The organism is Paenibacillus sp. MMS20-IR301 (assembly GCF_032302195.1).
In the GTDB taxonomy this organism is placed as follows: domain Bacteria; phylum Bacillota; class Bacilli; order Paenibacillales; family Paenibacillaceae; genus Paenibacillus_AQ.
On the sequence record NZ_CP135275.1, the window covers coordinates 2,896,563 to 2,913,358 of the forward strand.

Genomic DNA, 16,796 nt, shown 5'->3' on the forward strand with positions numbered 1-16,796 from the left:
GCGGAAGTTCCTCTTGTCAATAACAAATAAACGCAAAACACCGGAAATAATCACGATTTCAAGCAATTGTAACAATATATTGTGTGCGTCAACTTTTAAACTATACCACATATTGTGCTGAAGGTCTTTTTAGAAAAAAGCAGCCCGGAGCAGGAATATCCGGATTTCGGTAAAAGACAATCGATTTTCTTCTTCTATCTCGCTTTTTTGGGGGCATGGATTCTGTAAGCTTTCAAGATGCGGATTGCAGTTTCCGCCGCCGGATTCATTGGCCTGCTGAGGATAGCAGGTTATGAAATCTCTCTTTTACGCGCATACTACTGCTACGCATTCTTATATGAAACCGCACCGGAGGAGGCTGCAACATGACGCAATTATTCCGAAGTTCCCTGCCGCAAGAGAGAGTGACGCCTGCGCCGCTGCTGCCTGTCCCCCTGTCCTATGAACGCAACTGGCTCCATGATCTGGAGTCGAGACTGGATAAAGGCGGACCCTGGGGCGACTGGAAGCTGTCCCGGCTGGCTGTAGAAGGTGAACGGTCCGGACTTGTCACGAGCTTCGATGAGCTGCAGTGCATGAAGCATCTGTCCGGGCTGTCACCGCTACCGCATCAGCTGGATACCGCTCATAAGGTGCTGTTTCAGATGTCGGGCCGGGCCATTCTGGCCGATGAAGTCGGCCTTGGCAAAACGATCGAAGCGGGGCTTGTGCTCAAGGAATATCTGGTACGCGGGCTGGTACGCAAGGTGCTGATTCTGGTTCCGGCCTCGCTTGTCCTGCAGTGGGTGCGGGAGCTAAACGCCAAATTCGGCATCTCGGCCGTAGCTCAGAAGAAGGCTTATTCCTGGGGTAATGAGATTGTCGTCGCCTCGATGGATACGGCCAAACGCGATCCCCATAAGGAAATGCTGCTGAGCCAGGAATACGACATGCTGATCATCGATGAAGCGCATAAGCTGAAGAATAAGAAATCAACCAATTACCAGTTCGTGCAGCAGCTTCACAAAAAATATTGCCTCCTGCTCACCGCCACCCCTGTGCAAAATGACCTCGGAGAGCTGTTCAACCTGATTACGCTGCTTAAACCGGGCCAGCTCGGCAACCAGGGGGATTTCGCCAGTAATTTCGTTGTCGACAAACGCCAGCCGAAGAATGAGGGCCAGCTGAGGGACGAGCTCTCCAAGGTAATGATCCGCAACCGCCGCGGGGAGGGTCCGGTGAACTTCACCAAACGTAAGGTGCGCAATATTCCGCTTACCCTCTCTGCTGAAGAGAAGGAATTGTATGACGGGGTAACCGCTTTTGTCAAAGAACAGTATCAGGAAGCGGGCGGCAATCTCAGCAGCATGCTGTCCCTGGTTACCCTTCAGCGCGAGGTATGCAGCAGCCGGGATGCCGTGTTCATTACGCTGGTCAATCTGATCAAGAAGCTGCCGGCCGATTCCCCGAAACGCGAGCGGATGATGGCACTGCTCCAGACACTGCGCACCGTCAAAACGAACACCAAGGCGGAGACAACGATCGAGCTGATCCGGCAAATGAATGAGAAGGTTATTGTGTTCACGGAATACCGTGCGACTCAGGAATATCTGCTGCAATATTTCCGCGATCACGGACTGCAGTGCGTTACCTACTCCGGCGGCATGAACCGCGGCAAAAAGGACTGGATGATGGATCTTTTCCGCGGCCGCGCCCAGGTGATGATTGCCACGGAAGCGGGCGGCGAGGGCATTAACCTGCAGTTCTGCCACCATATGATTAACTTCGATCTGCCCTGGAACCCCATGCGGGTAGAGCAGCGCATCGGCCGGGTCCACCGGCTGGGCCAGGAGAACGATGTGGTGATCTGTAACCTCTCTACCGAAGGCACGATCGAGGAGCATATTCTTCATCTGTTGCATGAAAAAATCAATATGTTCGAGATGGTCATCGGCGGGCTGGATGTGATTCTGGAACGCTTTGAGAAGAAAGAGTCACTCGAGAAAAGCTTATACAAAATCGTTCTCGAAGCGCGAAGCGACGAGGAGCTGCGCAGCGGGCTCGATGAAATCGGTGATTCGCTCAGCGAGCTGGCCCACGTAAGCCTGGATGAAAGCGAGGCAACCTCATGAGTATGTCCCCTGTAGAAGTGCGCAAGCAGGTCATGGATTATCTGGAATCGACAGAGTGCACAATCCTCGAAGCTTCACCGCTGCATGTGACGGTGAAGCTCTCGCCGCGTGCAGACCGGATGCTGACGGAACGCCCCTATTACTGGGGGTTCGTGGAGCGTACCGGCGTAGATCCGGAGACCCTGTCCTTCACCTTCGTCTTCGATCCGGAGAAGTACGATGCCCTTGCGGCGCAGGCAGCTGCTGCGCCGCCTCCCCGCGCAGCCGGCAGGGCAGCGGCTGCGGCAACAGCACCGGGCGGCGGCGCGCTGCCGCCCGGCGTGTCTGCTGATCCGCAGGACAGCATCCTCGCCCGCTATTTCGGCATCGTTCCGGCGCTGCCGCGCATCGGACCGGGCATGATCCGCCGCGAGGATGTCACTTACGGCAGCAAGCGCCTGCGGCAGATCTGGGCTGCCGCCCGCGACGAAGGCAAATGCCTGCAGCTGTTCGAGGACCCCGGGCTGCGGCAGCGGACCACGCTGTTCTCGGCAGCCTATGAGCCTTGGCTTGCCGTCTGCTACAAGGTGGAGATGAGCTGTGACCTGAAGCGGGAAGAGCTGCACTTCATCGGGGTGTCCCTGACCTCCGGGCTGATTGTTCCGGACTTCGAAGCCCGGCTTGCCAAGCGGGAGCTGACTCCCCGGCTGCCGGAGAATATTCATATTCAGCCTTCGGAGCTGAGTATATCCGCAGGAGCCGACAGGCTGGAGGGCTACTTGACCTCCAAGCTGGCCTTAATCGACTATACCTGGGCTGAGGAAGCGCGCGAGCGGCTGGAGCTTGAGCTTGGCATCGTGGATATGTACTATGCGGAGCTGCTGAAGGAGCCGGACGAGGAGAAACGCCTCGCCACTGAGGAGCAGTATAACCGGCGCCGCCAGGAGACCTCCTGGCAATATGAGCCGCAGATTGCAGTTTCTGCCGTAACCTACGGGCTGTTTCACCTGCGGAGCACATAGAATGCGACCCGCCTCGCTAAAAGCAGGCAAAAAAACCGTGAAATTCCCGCAGCCCGCCGCGACAGCAAGCAACAGCCTTTTCAGGGCTTGTCCCCTACAATGATCTGTATGAACAACCTTTAGAACAGGAAAGGTGAACGATGATATGAAAATCAAAGCAAGGCAGAACCTGCCGCTCGGGCGGCGAGCCCGCCTGCTCCTCTGTCTGACCCTTGGACTGGCTATATTCGCCGCCAGCAGCAGCTTCCCCCCGGCACTCGCGGCTACAGGCAGCCGTTCCACTGTCACGCAAGCGGTTACGCAGGAGAATCTGCCGGGGCTTGCGCTGAAGCCGGCAGCTGCGGCTGAATCGCTGCAGGCTTTCACCCGGGTGATTATCGGTCAGCTGTCAGCGGATGCCCCGTTTCAGGAGTGGAAGAATGCCGGGACCGAGATCTTCCCGCTGGGCCCGGGCACGCACAGCTGGCTGGTCAATGTGATGAACGGGGAGCAGCGGATCGGTTACCTGATTATTTCTGCTGCCGAAGACGGCGGATATCTGCTTAGTGAATACGGAGCCGGGACCGAAGGGCTCCCTTACAGTATGAGTGATCTGCGCCAGTATCTGGTGCAGGAAGGACTTCTTCCATCTAATTATTCCGGTGTAATCGGGCTGTCGGCGCTGTACGCCCCGCTGCTGCCTGTCTGGAAGCTTACTATTGAGAACAAGACACTGTATCTCAATGCTTCAGTTCTGCAGGTGCTGCCTTGGAGCCTGAGTCAGGCAGACAGTATTCTGAGCCGCCAGCTTGATGCCAAGGCGCTGCTGCCTGCTGGAACGGATCAGCAGGCACGGAAGCCTGCACCTGCTCTCTTGAGCGGCGGGCAGGATGACCCTTATGCCGACCTGCTCTGGCTGACCGCTCCGAAGCTTACCGCTGTGAGCGGTCCCGGCTTAGCCGCGCTGCTGGCCGGGCGCGGCAGCATCGCCTTCCAGGCAGCCGGCCATAATGGTGACCTGGGGTCACCCTTTATGATTACAGGCTGCCAGAGCTGGCTCCCGGCATCCGGCGGGAGCCAGAAGAGCAGTGCGGCGGCGGTGGTCTACGCCGCTGCCGGGCCCGGCGGCAAGCGGTACCTCCCGCTGGCCGCGCTGCAGCAGTACGGCAGCTTCCACAAGCCGCCGCTGCCGTTATCCGGCGGGACAACGCTGGGCGCTGCGCCTGCATCAAAGCCATAGCCGCCTGCAGCCGCCCATACGCAAACAGCCTTCCCCTTCTGCCGCTATCGCAGCTGAGGGGGAAGGCTGTTTGCATTTGCATTCAGGCATTGGACCAGCTGCTAAGCACAGCTCACTCCTGCCCGCCCCGGCTCCACTTGCTGCGCCAGAGCGACCAGGCGAGCGGCAGCGTGCCGAACCATTTTTCCGCCCAAGGCTGCTTCTGCGCTTTCCGCCTTGCATGAACAGCACGCGGGTCTTCCATGTATACTACTACTTTCTCCGTAATGTATTTCACCAGATCGTCTCCGCTGGATGCCATTCTCTACACCTCCCGTGTGAGTAACGGACGGCTATACCGCCCTCTGCTGCAGCTCTATATCACTAGTGTGCTCCATTCCCTGATTCTCTAAACCGGCCTCAGCAGGGCCGTATAGGTTTGGCGCTTAAGGCACAATCTAACAAAGATTCCACCGTATGAACTGGATCGCACAGAGAGCAGCTAGTGCAGCCTCACTCACTTCAGCATGAAGCTGTTGATTATTCCGGCAGGGAGGTTATACATTTGAGAATTTGGAAACAAGAACATGAGGCTACTGCAGAGCATGCACACCGTTCAAGAAGTACAGGCGGAGTGCTGCCGCGGCGGATTTTAATTTCAGTCCTAGTAATGCTCCAACTGGCGGCAGGAAATCCTGGCGCTGCAAGAGCAGCAACACCAGGGGCAGCGGACCCGCATCAAGACCGTCAGCATATGCTCGGCCATGACCAGCGGATTATTCTGATCGATGCCGGACACGGCGGAATCGACGGCGGAACCTCTTTCGGGGATATTTTGGAAAAGGATATTACACTCGCCATCTCCCGCCGCCTGTTTCTGCTGCTGCGCAGTGACGGATTCGATGCAATTCTTAACCGCACCGGCGATTATGCGCCCAGCGACGAGAACCTCTGGCTGCGCAGCAAATCCCGGCATCTGCGTGATCTCGCCCAGCGCAAGGAGCTGGCCGAGACCCTCCCGGCAAATGTTGTGGTCAGCATTCATATCAATTGGGCGAAATCTGCGGCCAAACACGGTCCCCTTGTGTTATACCGCGAGGAAGGACGCAGCTTCCTGCTGGCGAGGTCCATCCAGGACCAGCTGAACGGGCTTTACAAGGTGCAGGCAGCTCCAAGACAGGGCAAGCCGTTCTATCTGCTCAACAAAATAACCGCCACAACGGTTATCGTTGAGGCGGGATTCGTCAGCAGTCCGGCAGACCGTGAGAAGCTGTGCACCCCTAAGGGCCAGGAGGAAATAGCTGAAGCCATCGCGAATGGAATTGCCGCATATCTTATGGAAGTGTAAGCTGCGATTTCCATTTCCACTCCTCACGGACCAGATCGGAAATTCCGATAAACTCTACATCCTTCATTCCGGCAATACCGCTGCGGATACCCGCGGCGGTTTCTTTGCCCTGGATGCCGACATGGCCGATCGTCACGCAATAACGCTGGTTCAGCGCATGCTCCTGCACCAGCTTCATCTGTTTGACTACATGGCTCACTGAATGCACATCATCAAGGAAGATGTGATTCTCTACAGGCGGCAAGCCCAGCTCCCGGGCCATCCTTCCGGCTACGGAGCGGTAGTTGGTATGGCTGTCAACAAAGAAGAGGCCTCGTTCCTTGCAGACGGCAAGCACAATGCCCATCACCCGCTCATCGCCAGTCACCTTGGAGCCCATGTGGTTATTGATGCCAATGGCATAAGGAACATTATCGAGCGCCGCTTCCACCCGCTGGCGGATTTCAGCATCGCTCATCCCGGTCAGCACGGCTCCCGGCCCCAGCCATTCCGGCTTGCCCTGGCGCGGCTCCATCGGCAGATGAACCAGCACATCGAAGCCCAGCTCATGGGCCCGCCGGGCATCCTGCTCACTTGTCGGCATGAACGGCATTACTGCAGCGGTGATTTTGACCGGCAGCTTGAACATCTCCTCTGTGCCCCGCATTTTATTGCCGAAATCATCCACGATGATGGCTACACGCGGGGGCAGCCTGGAAGGCTCCGCCTGGCCGGCAACGGCAGCCGCCTTGCCAGTGTGGGCCGCAGCTTCAGCAGACCCTGCGGCAGCGTAGACAGCCCGCGGCGCAGACGGATTCAGCATGGTTCCTACGGCAACTGCGAATGTTACTAAGCCAATCAGACAGCTTCCTGCTCTCCTGCTATTCTTCAAATCAAACACCTCCTCTTGAATCTTCAACAATTGTTCTCATTGTTTGGATCAGGGAGGCTAAATATGTACGCCGCACTTACGCAATAATTAACAATGGCCTGAAGCCCTTGCCCCGCGGCGGTCAGCGGCCAGAAATGCTTCCAGTACCTGCTTGGGTGTCACGCTGAACGGCATGTTCATCATCGGGCTGCCTTCGGCGCAGCTGGCCTCTGCTGCCATCATCAGGCGCTCTTGTTCTACGCCTGCCAGCCCCAGCTCCGCAAGTGTCACGGGCAATCCTGCCATACGGCAGAAATCCGCTACCTTGCTGATCTCCTCCTCTGCCTCACCTTCCAGCATCAGCTGCACAAGTGTGGCGAAGGCCACCTTCTCGCCGTGCAGCGCCGCCCGGCATTCCGGAAGCAGTGTCAGCCCGTTATGAATGGCATGCGCCGCAGCCAGCCCGCCGCTCTCAAAGCCGATGCCGCTGAGATAAATATTAGCTTCAACAATATGCTCTACAGCGGCTGTGGCCTGCCCGGCAGAGGCATCCTTCAGCGCCTGCCGCCCATCGGTGAACAGCGTTTCCAGGCAAGTACGGGCTAATGCAAGCGCCGCAAGGGTACTGGTTCCCCCGGCGCTGGTGACCGCTGCTGATTTGCTGCAGGCTCTGGCCTCGTAATAGGTAGATAAGGCGTCGCCCATTCCTGCTGCCAGCAGCCGCACAGGAGCCTTGGCGATAATCGCCGTATCGGCAACGACAACATCCGGGCTGCGGCGCAGCTGCAAATAACGGTCAAATTCACCAGATTCACTGTAGAGCACCGACAATGCACTGCACGGAGCATCTGTTGAAGCTACTGTGGGAACCAGCAGTACCGGAAGAGATGCGAAATAACTGACTGCCTTGGCTGTATCAAGCGTCTTGCCCCCGCCAACCCCCACTATAACCTCCACCCTACTGCGATCCAGTTCAGCTGTAATTTGTTGCACTTGGATCAGACTGCATTCACCTCTGAACTCACGCAGCGTAAGCGGAATCTGCTCCGCATCGAAGCTGCCGCTGATCTCCTGCCCATAGATGGACTGGATATAAGGATCAACAATGGCATAGGCCCCTTTTACACCTAGCTGCAGGCAATATTCGCCAAGCCTCCTGATCTCCCCGCTGCCCTGGATGTATTTGGACGGTGAACAGATAATTTGCGGCATAATACATTCCTCCTCACTGAATTCCCCTTATTCTAAGGAATATTCCGGAGCCAGGCAGCGAAAAAAGCCATACTCCTCACTAAGTTGGAGTACAGCTTTCAATAATTGGACAGCCTTCGTTATCAGCGCTTGCGTCTCAGCGGCATTCTGGAGGTCTCAGCTGTCAGCTCACATGCCTGCGGGCCAAGATGGCCCTGATCGATCTTGGTATCAATCAGATCCACAATCTGCTGCAAGGATGCAATCTGCTCCAGAATCTTCTGCTTATGGTTCAGGATCAGCTCATGCAGCTCCGGATATTCGGCGATGTCGGAATTCAGGGACAGGACCAGGAACGGCCGCATATCGTCCAGGGACATGCCTGTTTTCTTGAGGCAAGTGATCAGCTGCATCGTCTCCAGATCCTGATCATTATAGATCCTGTGGCTGTTACCCTTGCGCTGCGCGCGGGGCAGAAGGCCGATCTTCTCATAATACCGGATGGTATCCTCAGCTATTCCGGTCCGCTCCGCGGTTTCTTTAATTGAATATCCTTGAGTAATATTAGCTTCTGCCAGACTCATAGGTTCACCTCATCCGGATTTCATTTGATAACTATCATATAACTTGGAGTCAGCTCCAAGTCAAGTACCGGAAATAGCATTTGACTTGGAGCCGGCTCCAAGTTATACAATGGGCACCATTCAACACTTGATTTCATCATTTTATATCCCACCCTAAAGGAGAATACTTATGACGACAATACATGCTTCTGGTCCGCTACAGCGAACGGCGCTGATTACCGGTGCAAACAATGGAATCGGATTATCCCTGACCCGCATGATGCTAAGTGAGGGCTGGACAGTTATCGCGCTCATCCGCTCAGCCTTTCCCGAAGATGATCTCCTTATCCGTGAAGCGGCCGGCAAGCGGCAGCTGCGGATATATAAGGCGGACTTGTCTGATTTCGTCCAGTTGAAGAATGCCCTTGCAGCTATCAGGAGCCAGGAGACGCAGATCGATCTGCTGTTCAATAATGCCGGCGGCAGCTTCCCGGAGCTAAGCTTCTCGAGGCAGGGCCGGGAGCTGCATTATGAGCTGCAGACGGTTGTTCCATACATCATTATGATGGAGCTGAAGCAGCTGATCCTTAACAGTCCTCTGCGGACGGTTATCAATACGTCTTCCAATGCTTTTATGATGAAGCGCAGGTTTGATCCGGCTGCCCTGGAGCGTCCGGCCAAATTCCGCAAGCTGACCGGTCCCTATGCGGACACCAAGCTTGCTTTGTCGCTGTGGACTGCAGCGGTTGCCCCGGAGCTTGAAGCGGAAGGTATTCTGATCCGCAGCGCCGATCCCGGAGGCAACAATACGATGCGCGGCGGCAAAAAATCAGGAATCCCCTTCTGGCTGAGACCGGTCATCCGTCTGTTCTTCCCTGACCCTACCCATGGTGCAGGGCTGCTCTATCAAGCGGCACTCGGCGAGCATAGCCACAGGTCCGGCGTGTTCCTGATCAAGAATCAGGTGACCCCGCTGAAATTCACAGCTACCAGCAAGCTTATTCTGGAGAAGGTTCAGGCCATATATCAGCAGGAGTTCCGCCCCGGCAGCAGTTCCTGATTTACAGCAGCACAGCAGCAGTAACACGCAAGCAAAGCCCAAACCACCGCTAAGGCTGGCTTGGGCTTTAGTTGCCTGTAATCTGTTTACGGTTCTGACGGTACTGTACTGTTTTGTTCTCTACTCCGCTGTGATCCGCCCGAACTCCCGCAGCAGCAGCAGATTCTCTATAACGATATGCGCCTTCCACCAGTTCTCACTGATTGCGAACTCCCGCACATAATCTGTCCAGCTCCAGGTCAGATCCCATATTCCTGCGGAATTCCGCGCCGCCAGCAGATAGTCCAGCTCCTGCTGCAGCAGCAGCGCAAGCTCTTCATGCCCCGGACTCAGCGGCGATCGGATGAAGAACGAAGGTCTGCAGCTATAGCTGGTCCAATTACCGGCATCGCGCTTCACCAGCTGCACACTTCGTGCCGTAAATGCCTCCAGAAGTGCAGGGTACGGAAACTGCTCCTGCAGTTCTGCTTCCGCGATACATTCCAGCAGTGTTCCCACACATCTCAGTGGATGCATCTCAAGCCCGGGGTTCTGCAGGAAAGATTCCGCCAATTTTTGCACGATACCGCTTCCGCGTTCAAATAATGCGCTGTCTCTGGCAGCAAATTTCAGAATGAATCCGGCCAGAATAGCTGTCGGGTTATACGGGCTGCTGGCCGTACTTTCCGAGCTTGTATGCCACCAGGGCGCATGAGGGTACTCATTATTGGAAGCAACGTTAAAGCTCCACGTATGGCCGTTCTGGTCAGCACCGCTGTCCAGATACTTCAGGATTCCTTGCACCAGCGGATGTCCGGCATCGGCGAAATCCAGCTCCAGCAGCCGCTCCACAGCGGTATTCGTCATAACGGGCGTTGAATTCGGATTCCATGCATCGGCCTCCAGCGCATGGCCGAAGCCGCCGTCTGCATTCTGATACACGGATAATGCTTCGAGCACCGGCTGGATCTGTCCCTTCTCAAAGTGAAACCTCCATCTCGCCAAATCCAGCGGGCGGCTGTTGCGGTACATCCATCGTCTTATAACCTCAAATTCCTCCGGCTGCAGCTCCATACACATTCTCCTCTTATCTTAATATGTAGTGATACTTGCTTACTATATTATTTGATTTCCAGTAAAATACAAGAGAACAGAGATTACCGAGGAGGAATAAACAGATGACTGAAGATTTCTACTGTGACGAGGTACTAAACGGCAAAACGGAAGTTCAAAAGGTAATGGAGACCGATAATGTTCTCGCTTATTATCACACCCGGCCTTTCTATCCTGTGCACATTGTCGCTATACCCAAGAGACATATTTCCTCACTGCTGACGCTTCAGGACAGTGACAATGAACTGTTCCTGGAGCTGATGGGAGTGATTAAACAAGTAGCCGCCCGGGTTACTGAAGAGTACGGGGCCTGCAGAGTGAACACGAACCTGGGAAATTACCAGGATTCCAAGCATCTGCACTATCACATCTGTTACGGCGAGCCGCTGCGATAACAGGATATTTTGCCGCAGGATACATATACATTGATATATTTCGCAAACGATGTGAAGCCTAATAAGATACAAGGAAGCATAGGAGGGTCTTATGAGCAGGAGCAGAGCCGGTGCCGGAGATGTAATTGCTTTTATCAGAGTGCTGTTACAAAAAATTAAAGCCGACGATGTCCAGGGGATCAGCGCTCAGCTGACTTATTATCTGATTCTGTCCCTGTTCCCTTTCCTGATCTTCATTATGACCCTGATCGGTTATGCCCATATCTCCCTGGAGGACAAAATCAGCCAGCTGGAGCAGATCATGCCCGCTGAGGCCATCTCTATTATTGAAGAAATCCTGCAGGATGTATCCGAGGGACGCAGCCAGGCACTGTTGTCCTTCGGGATGCTGGCTACCCTGTGGGCGGCCTCCAAAGGAATCAATGCCATTATCAAAGGCCTTAACCGTGCCTATGATATTGATGAGAGCAGAGCCTTCTGGAAAATACGGGGGATCGCTTTTCTCGCCACGTTAACCATCGGATTCGTTGTCTTAATCAGCATTCTGCTGCTAGTGCTTGGCAGCTGGCTCAAAACACAGGTTTTCCTTCTGGCAGATCTTCCCTATGGATTCCAGAAGCTGTGGGATCTGCTGCAATATGCCGTGCCGCTGCTCGTAATGTTCATTGTGTTCACACTGCTGTACTGGATTGCTCCCAGCCGCAGGCTGAAGCTGCGTGAGGTCATGCCCGGTGCCCTGTTCTCAACCCTCGGCTGGATTATTACCTCTGTGCTTTTCTCCGTATATGTCAATCAGTTCAGTGATTTCACCAAGACCTACGGCAGTCTCGGCGGTGTAATGGTTCTGCTGATCTGGCTCTATATCAGTTCGATTATTATACTGGCCGGGGGAGAGATCAATGCCATTCTGCAGAACCGCATAGTACAGGTAACTAAGCGTTAGCCGGACAGCTGCCCTGGTGTAATCCCCGTCCGTACGGCCTGAATAGAAAAACACTTGACAATAATCCTAATAAATGTAATCATGTATATATCGAACAGATATATCGAATAGATATAAATGAGGTGAAGAAATGTTAGAGCACATCCTGCTTGGCATGCTGATGGAAGGCACGATGAGCGGATATGACCTGAAGAAGACAATTGATCAATCTGTAGGCATCTTTTATACAGCCAGCTTCGGCAGTCTGTATCCCGCATTGAAACGGTTAACCGACAAAGGCTTAATCTCCCTTACCGAGACTGATAACAGCAAGAACAAGAAGCTGTATACCCTTCTGCCCAGCGGCCGGAAGGAATTCCTGGACTGGCTCGCCGGACCTTTTCAATCAGGACGGAATGAACAGCTGATCCGTATCTTTTTCTTTGATTATCTGGAGGAAGAAATTCGTCAGCAGCGGCTGGGGGAGTACCTGAACAAAATGGAGATTGAAATCCGCACACTGGAAGCCGTTAAAGGTATTGTGGAAGGGGAACTGGCAACGATTCCGAATCCTGAAGATTATTATTACCGGGTATCCGTGTTATCTTACGGACTGCAGCATTTCCGGATGGAACAGCAATGGCTGAGAGACATAAAAGAGAGGAAGAACCTTAATCATGACAACTCTACAATCTAAATTAACCTTTTCACAAAAGCATCCTATTTGGACCGTAGTCATTATTCAGCTGCTGCTGCTGCTGGCGATGACAGCCGCCGGAGCAGTAGCCACAATCCGAGAGCTCAGCGACAAGTCCCCTGTATGGATATCCTTTATCCCGATCGCAATCGTACTCATGCTCTACTTCACATTGAAACGGAAATGGAGCCTGCTTGGATTCCGTTCGCTGAGCACCATTCCTTCCGGCAACTGGATCTATTATGCCCCTCTGCTCCTCATCCTGGTTATTAACGGCATCAAAGGATTCCGTGAAATTAGCGTATCTGAGGTACTGGTACTACTTCTCTTTACATTATTAGTAGGATTCGTGGAGGAGAGTCTTTACCGGGGACTGATACTGAAGACGCTGCTTGCCAAAGGGGTTACCACTGCAGTCATCACCTCCAGCGTCCTGTTTGGCCTCACCCATATTCTGAATTCACTCTCCGGGCAGGATGTGGGCCAGACTATACTTCAGATCGTATACGCACTCTTAATGGGGGTAGTGCTTGCTCTCTTAGTAGTGAAGGATAACAATATCATACCGGTAATACTCTTTCACTTCCTACATAACCTGCTTCAATATGTCGGCAATGATAACAGCAGCGCTTTCCTCGGGTACGACCTGCTCATTCTGGCCCTACTGGCCGGGCATGCTGTTTGGCTTATCTTTTCCTTACGTAAGAGCACTCCCTCAGCGTATGCGGCTTCAAGCAGTATTCACTAACAGAATTTAATCCATTTATGCCTGCAGTTATAAGACTGGAGATTAGACCGAGTGACTCGATCTTCTCCGGTCTTTTTTGTTTCAGACCACCGCAATAAGGATACAAATAAAAAACAGGTTGCGAATCAGCCAAAAGCTGATCCACAACCTGTTTTTATTTAAGGATGCGGTCGAGAGGACTCGAACCTCCACGGTATTGCTACCACACGGACCTGAACCGTGCGCGTCTGCCAATTCCGCCACGACCGCATATCTTGGTGATCCGCTCTCGCGGCCACAAAATATATCTTACCATGTACAGAGAAAAGAGTCAACAAAATTTATTTTTCATTTCTTTTCATAAAATTTTGGATAATTATTGCTTTTCATTATAATTTCAAGGTATAATAAGAACAAAGGTTCGCATACTATAAATGAGGTGATTTATATGGCGACTACCAGAGTAAATTCCCGAGTCACAGCAAATATACCCGAAGCTATAACCAAAGACGAAATTTCCCTTGTCAGAAGCTACCTGCTGTTAACGTTTATTCATAAAGTATTCGAACGCGATTGCCGGGTTATCGGCAAGAGCGGCCTGTTCAAGACCCCGCAGCTCTATATGGAGCTGGTATCCAGCGCCACTAAGAAGACTTCACTGATGCTGCAGGAGGTAACCCGCGAGCTTACTTCCCGTCAGCTCAAGATCAGTACCATCCGCCAGGATCAGCGCGGAGTCACAGCGGAGTATATGTGCCGGGGATACGCCGGGGAAATTCATATTCTGTGGCCCGGCTTCCGCAGTGAGATGATGCAGCGCATGCGTGCTTACCTCGGGCTTGGTGCCGAGCTTGCCGCCCTCCCGAGAGAAGAAGCGGTGGAGCAGATGGCCTTGTCCATCTAATTCTTCCTTGATCCGGACCATATGATCTTACCCAATGACCACTCCACCTTATTTCCTAGAGAGCCTTATCCCTATTCCGGATAAGGCTTTTTTTTGATTTACTGCTTCTCGGGCGCTTGTTCTTGCTATTCAGGCCCGGATTGCCGCAGCATTGTGCTACACTGGTGTAAGTCATTGTTAAGGAGGCCATACATGGCAGCAACTAATTCACAAGATGAAGCGGGATTACACATGAAACTGCGGGCTGGAGCTGCTATTGCAGGCGGCTACCGCCATTCTGTAGGGCTTAAGGGTGACGGCACAGTAACCGCTGCAGGTGCCAATCCATACGGCCAATGCGAGGTCAGCCGCTGGCAGGACATTACCGCGGTGGCAGCGGGCAATGCCCATACGGGTAATTCCCATACGGTCGGGCTTCGTTCAGACGGTACTGTGGTGGCTACCGGCTGGAATAAGCACGGCCAATGCGAGGTCAGCAGCTGGCAGGGTATGGTTGCAGTAGCGGCGGGCTGGCGCCGGACACTCGGGCTGAAATCGGATGGCACAGTATACGCTGTAGGACGTAATACGGAAGGAGAATGTAATGTCAGCGGCTGGCAGGATATCATCGAAGTTGCGGCAGGTGACTGGCACACGCTTGGCCTTAAGCCAGACGGCTCCCTAATATCAGCAGGCAATAACCGGTACGGCCAATGCAATGTCAGCAGCTGGAACAGCCTTACTGCGGTAGCGGCGGGTTATCTTCATACCGCCGGACTTAGATCAGATGGCACTGTGGCGGCGGCGGGATTAAACAAGCATGAGCAATGTGAGGTAAGCGTCTGGCGCAATATCGTTGCAATAGCAGCTGGCAGTCATCATACAATCGGCTTGAAGCCCGACGGCACAGTGCTTGCCGCCGGCTGGAATGAATACGGCCAATGCTCTGTACAAGACTGGCAGGATATTGTGGCGGTTGCAGGAGGATGCACTCACACACTCGGCCTGAAACGGGATGGCACAGTGCTTGCAGCCGGCCGGAACATGGAAGGACAATGCGAAGTAGGCAGCTGGCATAATATCCAGCTGCCCCTATAGTCTATCTCATTTGATTACTTTCTCGATCAGCTTCATCCCGGCAGCCGGGAACAGCTTCGCCGCATGCTCCGCAATCCGCGCTTTGGATTCAGCCGGCTGCTCCGAATAGCGTGAGGTAACCCATTCTGTTCCGAATACGTTCTCACTCACCGCATAGCGTCCGACACCCCAGCCGTAGGGACGGCCTGATTTATCCTGCTTATATTCGAACCTGCTGGCAGTGACATATGTCTGCATCTGCAAAGTTGTCAGCGCCGTGTCGAAGCCTTTGGCTGCCTCCTTGATGAAGCCGGCCTTCACCTTGAGCTCACTGGAGAGCAGCCCCTCCGTATGCTCCAGCAGTACATCCATGATCATTTTGCTTGCCATCGAGGCTAATCCATCATCATATCTGGCGTCGAAATCATATCCGTCCCGGCGGTAATTGGCGAAGTCGGGATACCATTCCCGGCTGATAAATCCCGCTTTTTTGTGAAAAAGCTTGGCGTAAGCGATCTCTCCCTCTTCGGCAATCCGCTCACGCCATTCCCACGGCCCTTCCACATCCTTCACGAACCAGTATCCCGGAGGTGTACATTCCTCCAGCGAGAAGCCTTCAATCCCGCAGCGGAACAGCGGCAGGAAGCCGATCTCCCGGATCAGCTCCGCCAGCTCCCGGGGATTCTTAATCAGCGGCAGCTTCATAATTGCCCCCCGGGAAGAAAGGTCCAGCCTTCATCGCCATGATAAATCATCTGCTTGCCCATCCCGCCATCGATAGTAATGTTCTCACCGGTAATGAAGCCTGCGGCATCACTGCACAGGAACAGTACCATAGCGGCAATATCCGTCGGTGTTCCTACACGTCCAGCCGGATGCTGCAGCCGGTCCGCCTCAGAATGGACGGGTGTCCCGGCTTCACCTGTTCCATGATAGGCCGCAGTGTCAATCCATCCGGGACTGACCGCATTGACCCGTACTTTGCCGGCCAGACTTACGCTAAGCGCATGGGTCAAGGACCCGATGCCGCCTTTGGCAGCAGTATAGCTCTCGGTATCCGGCTGGGACATCCGCTCCCGGCTGGAGGAAATATTCACAATAGAGGCCCCTTGCGCGAAATACTCCTTAAGCCGCAGCGTTAAATAATACGGCGCAGTGACTCCGATCCGCTGAACATATTCGAAGTCGTCATAGCTGCAGCCTGTAAGCAGACCCTTTTTGCTGATACAGGCATTATTAATTAGATAATCCACCTGCCCGAACCGCCCGGTAACCTGCGCAGTGAAATCCTCGATTACAGAACGTTCAGCGATATCCCCCTGATAGAAAAACAGGCGCTCCGCCCCATAACGCCCGGCCAGCAGATTCCCGGCTTCAGGATCAGTATCTATACAGGCAACTGCTGCCCCTGCCTTCAGCAGCTCTTCAGTAATGCAGCGCCCGATGCCGTTCGCACCGCCGGTCACCACTGCAACTTTATTCTGTTGGCTCATAAGCTCCTCCTTATGTACGGCTGCTTGATGCAGCTTATAGATATTATCATGAAATTTACCTGTGACAGAAGAAACAGAAGAAACTTAGATCGGCATGTCCCGCGGTTACAGAGTATTAGCCGCACAGCCGCCAGAATCAACAAAAGTACGCACCAGGGCGTACTCTTGTTAATTATTGCACAGTGTCA

Annotated in this window: 18 protein-coding genes and 1 tRNA gene; 11 read left to right on the forward strand and 8 right to left on the reverse strand. The window is 53.8% G+C overall.

Features of this window, described 5'->3' with window-relative positions:
• The first annotated feature begins 365 nt into the window (after nt 1–365).
• From LOS79_RS12840 to LOS79_RS12850, 3 genes are all read left to right on the forward strand, one after another.
• Nucleotides 366–2,111, forward strand: coding sequence for a DEAD/DEAH box helicase (locus LOS79_RS12840; RefSeq protein WP_315420207.1), 1,746 nt, complete (start codon nt 366–368; stop codon nt 2,109–2,111).
• A complete protein-coding gene (locus tag LOS79_RS12845) occupies nt 2,108–3,112 on the forward strand; it encodes a YqhG family protein (RefSeq protein ID WP_315420208.1) in 1,005 nt (334 codons plus the stop codon). The genes LOS79_RS12840 and LOS79_RS12845 overlap by 4 nt, the downstream gene beginning before the upstream one ends.
• A gap of 145 nt (nt 3,113–3,257) precedes the next feature.
• Nucleotides 3,258–4,331: a hypothetical protein gene (locus LOS79_RS12850; protein WP_315420210.1), complete on the forward strand. Its 1,074-nt coding sequence runs from the start codon at nt 3,258–3,260 to the stop codon at nt 4,329–4,331.
• 112 nt (nt 4,332–4,443) lie between these two features.
• Here the strand turns inward: LOS79_RS12850 and LOS79_RS12855 are convergent, their stop codons facing one another.
• Nucleotides 4,444–4,632, reverse strand: a complete 189-nt coding sequence (locus LOS79_RS12855) for a YqzE family protein (RefSeq protein ID WP_315420212.1) — start codon at nt 4,630–4,632, stop codon at nt 4,444–4,446.
• Between the two features lie 243 nt (nt 4,633–4,875).
• Between LOS79_RS12855 and LOS79_RS12860 the strand changes: the two genes are divergently transcribed.
• On the forward strand, nt 4,876–5,658 hold the full coding sequence (locus tag LOS79_RS12860) for an N-acetylmuramoyl-L-alanine amidase (RefSeq protein ID WP_315420215.1): 783 nt from the start codon (nt 4,876–4,878) through the stop codon (nt 5,656–5,658).
• Here LOS79_RS12860 and LOS79_RS12865 read toward each other — a convergent pair.
• The 3 genes from LOS79_RS12865 to LOS79_RS12875 all read right to left on the reverse strand — a co-directional run bounded on the left by LOS79_RS12865 (nt 5,645) and on the right by LOS79_RS12875 (nt 8,283).
• Nucleotides 5,645–6,529 carry a divergent polysaccharide deacetylase family protein gene (locus tag LOS79_RS12865; RefSeq protein ID WP_315420218.1) on the reverse strand — a complete coding sequence of 295 codons (885 nt, stop codon included), beginning with the start codon at nt 6,527–6,529 and terminating at the stop codon, nt 5,645–5,647. The genes LOS79_RS12860 and LOS79_RS12865 overlap by 14 nt on opposite strands.
• 87 nt (nt 6,530–6,616) lie before the next feature.
• Nucleotides 6,617–7,720, reverse strand: coding sequence for a glycerol dehydrogenase (locus tag LOS79_RS12870; RefSeq protein WP_315420219.1), 1,104 nt, complete (start codon nt 7,718–7,720; stop codon nt 6,617–6,619).
• Between the two features lie 122 nt (nt 7,721–7,842).
• Entirely contained in the window at nt 7,843–8,283 is a 441-nt protein-coding gene (locus LOS79_RS12875) for a MerR family transcriptional regulator (RefSeq protein ID WP_315420221.1), read from the reverse strand.
• Between the two features lie 169 nt (nt 8,284–8,452).
• Between LOS79_RS12875 and LOS79_RS12880 the strand changes: the two genes are divergently transcribed.
• On the forward strand, nt 8,453–9,322 hold the full coding sequence (locus tag LOS79_RS12880; RefSeq protein ID WP_315420224.1) for an SDR family NAD(P)-dependent oxidoreductase: 870 nt from the start codon (nt 8,453–8,455) through the stop codon (nt 9,320–9,322).
• A gap of 120 nt (nt 9,323–9,442) precedes the next feature.
• Here LOS79_RS12880 and LOS79_RS12885 read toward each other — a convergent pair whose 3' ends face one another.
• Nucleotides 9,443–10,375 (reverse strand): hypothetical protein, encoded by a 933-nt coding sequence (locus LOS79_RS12885; RefSeq protein WP_315420226.1) that lies wholly within the window; start codon nt 10,373–10,375, stop codon nt 9,443–9,445.
• 104 nt (nt 10,376–10,479) lie between these two features.
• Here LOS79_RS12885 and LOS79_RS12890 point away from each other — a divergent pair, with 104 nt between their 5' ends.
• From LOS79_RS12890 to LOS79_RS12905, 4 genes are all read left to right on the forward strand, one after another.
• Nucleotides 10,480–10,809 (forward strand): HIT domain-containing protein, encoded by a 330-nt coding sequence (locus LOS79_RS12890; protein ID WP_315420228.1) that lies wholly within the window; start codon nt 10,480–10,482, stop codon nt 10,807–10,809.
• A gap of 91 nt (nt 10,810–10,900) precedes the next feature.
• Complete coding sequence (locus LOS79_RS12895; protein ID WP_315420231.1) at nt 10,901–11,752, forward strand: YihY/virulence factor BrkB family protein; 852 nt, start codon at nt 10,901–10,903, stop codon at nt 11,750–11,752.
• A gap of 130 nt (nt 11,753–11,882) precedes the next feature.
• A complete protein-coding gene (locus tag LOS79_RS12900; RefSeq protein WP_315420232.1) occupies nt 11,883–12,428 on the forward strand; it encodes a helix-turn-helix transcriptional regulator in 546 nt (181 codons plus the stop codon).
• Nucleotides 12,409–13,176 carry a CPBP family intramembrane glutamic endopeptidase gene (locus LOS79_RS12905; RefSeq protein WP_315420234.1) on the forward strand — a complete coding sequence of 256 codons (768 nt, stop codon included), beginning with the start codon at nt 12,409–12,411 and terminating at the stop codon, nt 13,174–13,176. Before LOS79_RS12900 ends, LOS79_RS12905 begins: the two co-directional genes overlap by 20 nt.
• A gap of 165 nt (nt 13,177–13,341) precedes the next feature.
• On the opposite strand, the gene LOS79_RS12910 is transcribed toward LOS79_RS12905, so the two are convergent.
• Nucleotides 13,342–13,425, reverse strand: a tRNA-Leu gene (locus LOS79_RS12910).
• Between the two features lie 178 nt (nt 13,426–13,603).
• On the opposite strand from LOS79_RS12910, the gene LOS79_RS12915 reads away from it, so the two are divergent.
• Nucleotides 13,604–14,059, forward strand: a complete 456-nt coding sequence (locus LOS79_RS12915; RefSeq protein ID WP_315420236.1) for a YhjD family protein — start codon at nt 13,604–13,606, stop codon at nt 14,057–14,059.
• Between the two features lie 192 nt (nt 14,060–14,251).
• Nucleotides 14,252–15,136 carry an RCC1 domain-containing protein gene (locus LOS79_RS12920; RefSeq protein ID WP_397386757.1) on the forward strand — a complete coding sequence of 295 codons (885 nt, stop codon included), beginning with the start codon at nt 14,252–14,254 and terminating at the stop codon, nt 15,134–15,136.
• A 6-nt stretch (nt 15,137–15,142) separates the two neighbouring features.
• On the opposite strand, the gene LOS79_RS12925 is transcribed toward LOS79_RS12920, so the two are convergent.
• Nucleotides 15,143–15,820, reverse strand: coding sequence for an AlkZ-related protein (locus LOS79_RS12925; RefSeq protein ID WP_315420238.1), 678 nt, complete (start codon nt 15,818–15,820; stop codon nt 15,143–15,145).
• Nucleotides 15,817–16,608 (reverse strand): SDR family oxidoreductase, encoded by a 792-nt coding sequence (locus tag LOS79_RS12930; protein ID WP_315420240.1) that lies wholly within the window; start codon nt 16,606–16,608, stop codon nt 15,817–15,819. Before LOS79_RS12930 ends, LOS79_RS12925 begins: the two co-directional genes overlap by 4 nt.
• Between the last annotated feature and the right edge of the window lie 188 nt (nt 16,609–16,796).